The sequence below is a fragment of the Corallococcus sicarius genome, from assembly GCF_003611735.1.
GTDB classification, from domain to species: Bacteria; Myxococcota; Myxococcia; order Myxococcales; family Myxococcaceae; genus Corallococcus; species Corallococcus sicarius.
This window is the reverse complement of the sequence record NZ_RAWG01000337.1, coordinates 1-9,862: the sequence shown is the minus strand read 5'-3', so window position 1 is coordinate 9,862 and position 9,862 is coordinate 1. Positions and strand designations below refer to the sequence as shown.

Here is a 9,862-nt window from a genome sequence, read left to right as displayed (position 1 = left end):
CCGACGACGCCCATTCGGACTGAGCGGCTACTGGAGCCGCCGCTTCCGTGGGGGCCCATTCCGTCTGTGCATTGATGGGCGTGCCGTCTTCTGACGTGGCCCATTCGGGCTGGGCCTCGATGGGCGCGGCGTCTTCGGACGTGGCCCACGCGGCCTGAGGAGCGGCTGGAGCGGCTTCGTCGGTGACCCACTCGGGCTGCGCCTCGATGGGGGCTTCCTCGGAGGTGGCCCACTCAGGCTGGGCCTCGATGGGGGCGCCGTCTTCTGGGGTTACAAGCTCGGAGTGTGCAGCGACGGGCGCGCTTTCCTCAGTGGCCCATTCGGGCTGGGCCTCGATGGGGGCGGCCTCTTCCGTTGCGGCCCACTCAGGCTGCGCGGCGACGGGGTTGGCCTCTTCGGCGGTGGCCCACTCAGGCTGCGCTTCAACGGGGGCGGCGTCTTCCGTGGAGGCCCACTCAGGCTGCGCTTCAATGGGGGCGGCCTCTTCCGTGGAGGCCCACTCAGACTGTGCCGTAACAGGAGCCGTCTCTTCCGCAGTGGTCCACTCGGGCTGCGCCGCGATGGGCGCTTCTTCCGACGTCGTCCACGCGGACTGCTCCGCGACGGGAGCTGTCGCTTCCGTGGTGGCCCATTCAGGCTGCGCCTCGATGGGGGCCGCTTCTTCCGGGGTGCCCCATTCGGACGCCTGCGCGACGGGCGCGGCTTCCTCGGAGGTGGCCCATTCGGGTTGAGCCTCGATGGGTGCAGCGTCTTCTGTGGTCGCCCACTCGGACTGGGCCGCAACGGGCGCTGCCGCTTCCATGGTGGCCCACTCGGGCTGGGCAGCAACGGGCGCTGCCGCTTCCGTGGAGGCCCACTCGGGCTGCGCCTCGATGGGGGCAGCGTCTTCCGACGTCGCCCATTCGGACTGAGCGGCTACTGGAGCCGCCGCTTCCGTGGGGGCCCATTCCGTCTGTGCATTGATGGGCGTGCCGTCTTCTGACGTGGCCCACTCGGGCTGGGCCTCGATGGGCGCAGCGTCGTCCGACGTCGCCCACTCAGCCTGCGCGGCAACGGGAGTGGCCGCTTCGCTGGTGGTCCACTCCGGCTGTGCAGCAACGGGTGCGGCTTCTTCGGCGGTGGCCCATTCAGGCTGGGCTTCAGCGGGTGCGGCGTCTTCCGACGTGGCCCAATCGGGCTGCGCGGCAATGGCGGTGGTTGCTTCGGTGATGGCCCACTTGGACTGTGCAGCGGCAGGTGCGGCTTCCTCGGTGGCCCACTCAGGCTGGGCCTCAAGGGGCGCGGCGTCCTCCGACGTGGCCCATTCCGGCTGCGGAGCGGCAGGCGCGGCTTCCTTGGTGGCCCACTCGGACTGCGCGGCGACAGGCGAGGCTTCTTCGGCAGAGGCCCACTCAGGCTGTGCAGCGGCAGGCGCGGCTTCCTCGGTGGCCCACTCGGGTTGCGCCTCGATGGGTGCGGCGTCGTCCGACGTCGCCCACGCGGCCTGCGCAGCGGCAGGGGCAGCCTCTTCGGCAGTGGCCCACTCAGGCTGCGCCTCGATGGGTGCGGCTTCTTCCGGGGTCGCCCACTCAGACTGCGCGGCGACAGGAGCAGTTTCTTCGGCAGTGGCCCACTCAGACTGCACGGCTGCAGGGGCGGCCTCTTCGGCAGTGGCCCACTCGGACTGCGCGGCGACGGGCGCTGTCTCTCCGGTCGTGGCCGACTCGGACTGCGCGGCGACAGGCTCGGTCTCGTCGGTGGCCCACTCGGGCTGGGCCTCGATGGGCGCTTCTTCCGACGTCGCCCATTCGGACTGCTCGGCGACGGGCGCGGCTTCCTCGGTGGCCCACTCGGGCTGGGCCTCGATGGGCGCGGCTTCTTCCGGGGTGCCCCATTCGGATGCCTGCGCGACGGGCGCGGCTTCCTCGGAGGTGGCCCACTCGGGCTGCGCTTCGATGGGCGCGGCTTCAGCGGAGGCCGACTCGCTGGACGGATCCGACGATGCCGCCTCCGTGGCTGCTTCCTCGGTGGCCCACTCGGGCTGTGCTTCGATCAGCGGTGCTTCTTCGGACGGCGCGTTTCCGCCGCCCTGGTCGGCGGTGGCCGCCGGTGCTGATCCGGACACCGCCCATGCGGTCTCGGCAACCGGAGTCTCCCACTCAGAGGCGGTGGCCGCTTCGGGCGTGGCCTCGTCCGGGGTCGCCCATTCCGGCTGCAACTCGATGGGCGCAGCCTCACCGGAGGCGGGCTCCGTCGCGGCTTCGGTGGCGGCCCACTCGGGCTGCAACTCGAGCGTCGCGGACTCCTCCGACGCCGGGTTCCAACCCGTGGCCGTCGCGGTCTCGGTGGACTGTTCGGACGATGCGGTGTCGGACCACTCCGATGCCGCGCCCTCCGCGTCGGTCGCGGGCACCTCTCCCGCATCGGCGGCCCACTCGGGCTGCAACTCGAGCGTCGCGGACTCCTCGGACGGCTGTGCCCAGGCAGGGGTCTCGGCGGCGGGCTCCACCGCATCGGCGGCCCACTCGGGCTGCAACTCGATGGGCGCGGACTCCTCCTGCAATCCGACGGTGGCGGTCGGGTCGGAGGGCGTTCCCTCGGCGGACCACTCCGCCTGCGCGTCCTCTCCCACGTCGGTCCACGCCGATGCCTCGGAGGACTGCGCCTCGGCGAGCGACTCGCTCGCGGTGGCCAGTGGCACGGCCTCGTCGGGATTCCCGCTCAGCTCGGTCCACTGTTCCGAAACAAGGGCCGCACGCGCCTCCGACAGCGACGACGGCTCGACATCATCAGCGCCGAGCTCAAGCGTGTCGGCCTCGACGTCCGGGCCCACCGGGATGCTGCGGATCCGCAGCGACGAACCCCCCGAGTCCTCCGCGAACGGAGAAGGGGGCGGGGTGAGCGTCTCCTGCGGCTCCTCGGCTCCCAGGTCGGCCACGTCGAACGTGGGCGCCTCCGCTCCGGTGCCATGGGCTCCCGTCCAGGCCGCCGCGCTCTCCTCCGCGACGTCGCCCGCATCGAGCGCGATCTCCTCGGAGGAGGCCTCCGTCGAAGCCGCGCCACCGGTCTGCCAGCTCGCCGCGACGTCGTCCGTGCTGAGCGCGATCTCCTCCGCAGGAGCGTCGGCGCCGGACTGCCAGCTCGCCGCGACGTCGTCCGTGCTGAGCGCGATCTCCTCGGCAGGCGCATCCGCCGAAGCGGATCCATCGGTCTGCCAGTCCGCGGTCGCATCGTGCGAGCCAGGCACCGGCATCTCGGCGGAAGCATCACCACCGGCCTGCCACGTCGCCGCGACATCGTGCGAACCCGCCTCAGACGTCTCGGCGGAAGCCTCACCCCCGGCCTGCCACGTCGCCCCGGCGTCATCCGAGCCGAGCACCAGGTCTTCGGCGGGAACTTCCGCTGCGGCATCGCTGGTCTGCCACGTCGCCGTGCTCGTCGAAGCCGAATCCGACTGCCACGCGTTGGCGACGTCCCCGGACTCCAGGGCAATCTCCTCCGCGGGCACTTCCGAGGCCGCGTCGCTGTCAGCCCACGCGTCCGCGAGGTCACCGGATCCGAGCGCGATCTCCTCGCTGGCCACAGGCGCGGACTCCGCCGACTGCCACGTCGCCTCCGTACCTCCCGCGACTTCCTCCGCCGAGTCCTGCTGTGCCGGCGCGGAAGCGCCCGCCTGCGTCGTCGCGACGTCGCTCCAATCCCAATCCGACGTGCCGCCCTCGGCCGAAGCCGACGGATCCACCGCGAGCGGCGCCGTATCGAGCGCGGCGTCACGGGACTCTTCGGACTCCACCGCCAACGGCGCCGCGTCCCACGCCGCGTCCACGTGCGCTGGCGCCAGGTCCTCGGCCATCACCGCTTCGGCCTGGGGCTCGGCCGCCAGCAAGTCCGCTTCTCCGGCCGCGTGCTCGGCGGAGGCCAGCGCCTCCGCCATCGGATCCAACCCGGAGGCGACCGGGGCCTGCGCCTCCGTCTCGACCTCCATCGACAGCTCGGCGAACGAATCCTCCAGCGACGGCTCGGGCGCGGCCACGGCCACCGGAGCCGGCGTCGACGTGGACAGCCCGGAGAAGTCCTCCTCGGCGCTCGTGTCCCAGGCCTCCGCCGCGCCTTCCTCCGCCGCCACGGGCGTGGCCGCGGGCTGCGGCATCCACGGCGCGGGTTCGCTCAGCGAGGGGATGTCGATGTCGTCCGTGCTGAGGTTCAGGTTGTCCTGATCCGCGGGCGCCTGCGGGGCATACCCGGCCTGTGCCTGCGCCGCGTCGTACGCCGCCCAGGCCTGGGCATTGGCCGCGTTCGGATCTTCGGTCCCGGCCGCGTTGGGGTCGTAGCCGGCGGGGTAGGCGTACCACTGGCCGTCCTCGCCGTAGTAACCCTGGGGCTGCTCGTAGCCGGCGGGGTAGGCGTACCACTGGCCGTCCTCGCCGTAGTAGCCCTGGGGCTGCTCGTAGCCGGCGGGGTAGGCGTACCACTGGCCGTCCTCGCCGTAGTAGCCCTGGGGCTGCTGCTCCGGCTGGGCCCACGCCTGCGCCGCCGCCGCGGTGTCCGCCGCCTCCTGGATGCCCAACTGGCTCCGCAACTCGACCCAGCGAGCCTCCTCGACAGCCGACAGGCTTCCCAGCTTCCGCTTCTCATCCAGGAAACGGAACTCTCTCATCGCGGCGCGCGTATCGGACATCCGTCACCTTGCTGCGCCAGCGTCAAACGGGGACCGCCGCAGCGAAAATCTTGAGGGGCGCGAGTCTAGGGGACTCCCGCCAGGGGGTAAACCAATCCGCCAAGGCCGACTGGCCGCTACCTCCCCGAGAGGGCGGTGCGCACCGCCTGGTCCAGGCCCGCGAAGTCCTTCTCGTAGGCGGCCTGCAGGGCCTTCTCGAAGGGGGTCGTCCGGTCCACGGACTGGACGAAGGACAGCAGCTTGTCCGCCCCACCCAGCCGCACCAGCTCCCGCACGGCCATGGCGGAGGTCCCGTACGCCACCTCCGGAGACGCCATGGAGATGGGCGCCCGCGAGTCCATGTCCGACAGCTTCGGCAGCCGGTCCTGCTTCGCCGCCCCGCGCATCATGTCCTTCAGGTGGCGCGGAGGTCCGTCGAGCCCCAGGTAGCGCCACTCGATGTACTCGGCCAGACCCTCGTTGAACCAGCGGGGCAGGGCGTCTCCACCGCCCTTGCAGATTTCATCCAGCGCCGCGTGCACGTACTCGTGCACCAGCGTGGCCTTCGTCATCTGCGTCAGCTCCGCCGCGTCGTTCATGCGGATGGCGTTGTCGTGGTACAGCCCGGCCACGCGCGCCGCGTAGGTGGGGCCCAGGTGCGTGCGGAACTCGTCGCGCGTGTAGAGCACCACGTCCAGCTGGCGCTCGCGCGCCTGCCCCAACGTCCGCTGCGTGAAGTCATACGCTTCGTCCAGGGCGGAGACGACCTTGCCCTCGTACTCGGCGCGCTGCCCGAAGTCGCGCTCGCTGTTGAAGTAGCGGATGGAGAAGCGCCGGTTGGCGCGCACGCGCATGCCGTCCTTGCCCACACCGGACTCGTAGCTGAGGCTGGCCGGCCGGATGTCCCCGCCGACTTCGGAGCCCTTCGCGGTGCGCGTGTCCCCCTCGCCGTTGATCCGCTGCTCGATGCGCTCCGCCTCGCGCCGCGCGACCCCTTCCGCCGACGCCTTCGCGCGGGCCCGTTGGATCAACTGGCGCGCCTCCTTGGACTCCTTCGACTTCGCGGGCACCCGCTCCAGCGTGGCGAGCGCCGCCGTCGAGTCCTCGTCCTGCAACTGCAACCGCCCCAGCTCCAGCCCGAAGGCGCCGTCCTTGGGGAAGTTCTCCAGGCCCTTCTTCAGCGCCTCCTCCGCGGACGCGCGCTGATCCGTCTTCAAGGCGGACTTCGCCAGGCACCGCAGCGCCCCGGCCGTCTCCTGGAACGCCACCGCGCGCTCGCCCAGCGAGTACGCCATCACCGCGTCCTCGGCGAGCAGTGCCTCGCAGCCCTTGAGCAACGGACCCGCGACGAGCGGCCGCTGCGCCTCCGGGTAGGCGGAAGGGTCCGCCGCCGCGAAGGCCAGGTACAGCTCCTCCCACTGCTTCTGGGCGGCCAGCTCCTTGGCTTTCTGCGGCGGAGGTGCGGCGGCGAGCAACAGGATGGCGATGAAGGGCGTCGTCATGAATTCCCAGTATCGCCCAACGCCCGCGCGGGCGTGCAAGCCTCCTCGCCCTACGTACGGGCGACCAGCCAGCCCTGCGACTCCAGCGCCGCCATCAGCTCCTGGATGTGGGCATGGCCGGTGGTCTCCAGCATCACCTCCACCGTGGCCTCGCCCAGGCCCGCCTTGGAGAAGGCGCGGTCGTGGTGCAGGTCCACCACGTTGGCGCGCATCTCCGCGATCTGCGTGGTGAGCCGCGCGAGCATCCCCGGCCGGTCCGGCAGCCGCACCTCCAGCTGCACCAGGCGGCCCGCCTTCACGAGGCCGCGCTCGATGATGCGGCTGATGACGTTCATGTCGATGTTGCCGCCGCCGACGATGATGGCGACGCGCTTGCCCTTCGCCTGCGGCACCCGGCCGTTGACGAGCGCGGCCAGCCCCACGGCGCCCGCGCCCTCCGCCACGGACTTCTCCTGCTCCAGCATCATCAGGATGGCGGCGGCGATCTCCTCCTCGTCCACCGTCACCACCGCGTCCACGTACTTGCGGACGTGCTCGAAGGTGAGCTCGCCCGGAATCTTCACCGCGATGCCGTCCGCGATGGTGGTGCCCGCGGCGGTGAGTTCCGTGAGCTTCCCCGCATCCAGCGACGCCTTCATGCTCGCGATGGTGGACGCCTGCACGCCCACCACCTGGATGCGCGGGTTCGTCTCCTTGAGCGCGCACGCCACGCCGGAGATGAGCCCGCCGCCGCCCACCGGCACCAGCACCAGCTCCAGGTCCGGGCACTGCTCCAGCAGCTCCAGTCCAATCGTCCCCTGGCCCGCGATGACGTACGGGTCGTTGAAGGGGTGGACGAACACCAGGTCCTCCGCCGCCTGGATGCGCAGCGCCTCCGCGTAGGCCTCGTCGTAGTTGGCGCCCTTGAGCACCACGCGCGCGCCGTAGTCGTCACGCGTGCGCGTCACCTTGATGAGCGGCGTGCGCTCCGGCATCACGATGGTGGCGCGGATGCCCAGCCGGCGCGCGTGGTACGCCACGCCCTGCGCGTGGTTGCCGGCGGAGGCCGCGATGACGCCGCGGCGCTGCTCGTCCGGCGTGAGCGTCAGCAGCTTGTTGAGGGCGCCGCGCTCCTTGAAGGCGCCGGTGCGCTGGAGGTTCTCCAGCTTGAAGTACACCACCGCGCAGTCCGTCTTCTCGGTGAAGAAGTCCGACGCGGGGCACGGCGTGGGGCGCAGGGTGGTGCGCAGCCGCTCGCGTGCCGCCTGGATGTCCTGCAGGGTGACCATCATGGCCGGCCGTGTAGCGGAAGCCGGCCCCGTACGGAAGCGACGCCGTGAATGGCGCCTGCCTGGACGCGCTGCGGCAGACGGCCTGCTAGATGCCGCGCAGCACCGTGGCCTTGCCCACCCGGCCAATGGCGAGGATGTAGGCGGCCGTCCGCATGGACACCTTCCGGGAGCGGGCAATCTGCGCCACCCGGTCGTAGGCCTCCTTCATCGTCTTCTCCAGCTCCGCGTTGACGCGGTCCTCCTCCCAGGAGACGTGCTGGAGGTTCTGCACCCACTCCAGGTAGCTGACCGTCACGCCGCCCGCGCTGGCGAGGATGTCCGGCACCACGAAGATGCCGCGCTTCTCCAGCAGGTCGTCCGCCTCCGGCTGGGTGGGGCCGTTGGCGCCCTCCACCACCAGGCGCGCGCGCACGGAGTTTGCGTTGTCGCGGGTGAGCACGTGGCCCAGCGCGGCGGGGATGAGCACCTCGCAGTCCGCCGCGAGCACGTCCTCGTTGCGGCACGGTGTCCCGCCGCTGAAGCCCGTCACGGTGCCCGTGCGCTTGACGTGCTCGAAGAGGGACGGCACGTCCAGGCCCGTCGGGTTGTACATGCCGCCCAGCACGTCGGACGCGGCCACGACGACGCCGCCGTCGCCCCAGATGAGCTGCGCGATGTGGCTGCCCACGTTGCCGAAGCCCTGGATGGCGAAGCGCGTGCCCTTCACCGGCATGCCCAGGTCGCGCAGGATTTCACGGCACACGTAGAGCAGGCCCCGCCCGGTGGCGGCCTCGCGGCCCTTGGAGCCGTACAGCTCCAGGGGCTTGCCCGTCACCACCGCGGGCGAGTGCCCGTGGTAGCGCGAGTACTGGTCCATCACCCAGGCCATCACCTGGGGGTTGGTGTTGACGTCCGGCGCGGGGATGTCCCGCGTGGGCCCGATGACGTCTTGAATCTGATCCACGAACTTGCGCGTGAGCCGCTCCACTTCCTTGAGGCTCATCTGCGCGGGGTCGCACGCCACGCCGCCCTTGGCGCCGCCGTAGGGCACGTTCACCACCGCGGTCTTCCACGTCATCAGCGACGCGAGCGACACGCACTCGTCCTGGTCCAGGGCGGGGTGGTAGCGCAGGCCGCCCTTCATGGGGCCGCGGCTGTTGTCGTGCTGGATGCGGTAGCCCAGGAACGTGCGGATTTCACCGGAGTCCATCTCGATGGACACCTGCACCTTCACCTCGCGCAGGGGCGTGGCCAGGAGCGTCTCGATGGGCGTGCCCACGTCCATCACCCGCGCGGCCTTGCGGAAGTAGTAGTTGGTGCCGTCGACGGCGTTCATGGTGGGGCTGGCTCCTGGTCAGAAAAACCTTAACAGACGGGGTGCGCTACGCTGCCTTTTGTCCATGCGCCCAGGCCCCCCGGACCCCCGCGACGCGAGCTTCAACCTCCAGGGGCTGGCCCGGCGCATCCGCACGCTTCGCGAGCGACGCGGCCTCACCCAGGAGGAGTTCGCCGAAAGGTGCGCCATCTCCGTGAGCTTCGTGTCGCTCCTGGAGCGCGGCGAGCGCAACCCCAGCTACGACACACTCCTCCAGGTCGCGGCCGCGCTGGAGCTGCCGCTGTGGGAGCTGTTCCGGTTGGAGGACGCGCAGGACGCGGGGGCTCATCGGCTGGTGGAGTGGGTTCGGGTGCGGGGACTGGGCCGCGCGGACGTGGACCGCCTGCTGGCCGTGGCGGACGTGATGTTCAGCGGAAGCCCGGGCGCCGCGACGCCTGCCGCCCGGGAGCCCATGCCCGCGTCCTGCACCGCGCCGGACTGCGGCCGGCCCGTGCTGGCCCGGGGGTGGTGCACCGCGCACTACCACCGGGCCCGCAGGAAGAAGGCGCCCTCGCAGGGCACGCCTCCCGGTTCGGAAGGCGCGCCGTAGTCCGGGGCTACTTGCGCTTCGCGCGCTCGACCTTCAGCGTCTTGTTCTCGCCGTAGGACTTGCCGTGGGTGGACTCGAAGCCCGCCACGTCCTCCTCCGCGACGAAGACATACGCGTACGTGGGGCGCAGGTCCGTGCGCAGCACCTTGCCCGCGGGAGCGCCCGCGGCCTCCAGCGCGGCGGCGACGCCCGCCTCGTCCAGGCCCTCCTGACGGCCCAGGCCCACCCACAGGCGCGCCTGCCCGGGAACGTCCGGCAGGGCCTCGTGGCGGGGACGGCGCTCCTCACGCTGGCCGCGCGGACGGTGCCGCTCCAGCTTCAGCGCCTTGTCGCCGTGCGTCTTGCCGTTGAGGGCCTCGAAGCCCGGGGCCTCCGCCTCCGGCACGTAGACGTAGCCGTAGGTGGCGCGGGTGAGGGCCTTGATGACCTTGCCGCCCGGGGCGCCCAGGGACTCCAGCGTGGCGGGCAGCTTCGCCTCGTCCATGCCGTCATCCATGCCCAGGTTCACCCAGAGCTTCACCTCGCCGGGGGCCGCGTCCGGGGACGGGG

Annotated in this window: 5 protein-coding genes and 1 pseudogene; 1 reads left to right on the top strand and 5 read right to left on the bottom strand. The window is 71.4% G+C overall.

The features are described from left to right. The 4 genes from D7X12_RS34650 to D7X12_RS34635 all read right to left on the bottom strand — a co-directional run. The coding region (locus tag D7X12_RS34650) for a hypothetical protein (RefSeq protein ID WP_120629484.1) at positions 1 to 4,657 on the bottom strand (4,657 nt) is incomplete at its 3' end. Between the two features lie 116 nt (positions 4,658 to 4,773). Next, a complete protein-coding gene (locus tag D7X12_RS34645) occupies positions 4,774 to 6,138 on the bottom strand; it encodes a peptidase MA family metallohydrolase (RefSeq protein WP_120629483.1) in 1,365 nt (454 codons plus the stop codon). 50 nt (positions 6,139 to 6,188) lie between these two features. Then, positions 6,189 to 7,406, bottom strand: a complete 1,218-nt coding sequence (locus tag D7X12_RS34640) for a threonine ammonia-lyase (RefSeq protein WP_120629486.1) — start codon at positions 7,404 to 7,406, stop codon at positions 6,189 to 6,191. An 88-nt stretch (positions 7,407 to 7,494) separates the two neighbouring features. Continuing rightward, the gene (locus D7X12_RS34635; protein ID WP_120615077.1) at positions 7,495 to 8,724 is read right to left on the bottom strand and encodes a Glu/Leu/Phe/Val family dehydrogenase; all 1,230 of its coding nucleotides are present in this window, start codon (positions 8,722 to 8,724) and stop codon (positions 7,495 to 7,497) included. Between the two features lie 64 nt (positions 8,725 to 8,788). On the opposite strand from D7X12_RS34635, the gene D7X12_RS34630 reads away from it, so the two are divergent. After that, entirely contained in the window at positions 8,789 to 9,313 is a 525-nt protein-coding gene (locus D7X12_RS34630; RefSeq protein ID WP_120629485.1) for a helix-turn-helix domain-containing protein, read from the top strand. A 7-nt stretch (positions 9,314 to 9,320) separates the two neighbouring features. Here the strand turns inward: D7X12_RS34630 and D7X12_RS34625 are convergent. After that, positions 9,321 to 9,862: pseudogene (locus D7X12_RS34625) on the bottom strand (DEAD/DEAH box helicase); the annotation flags it as partial.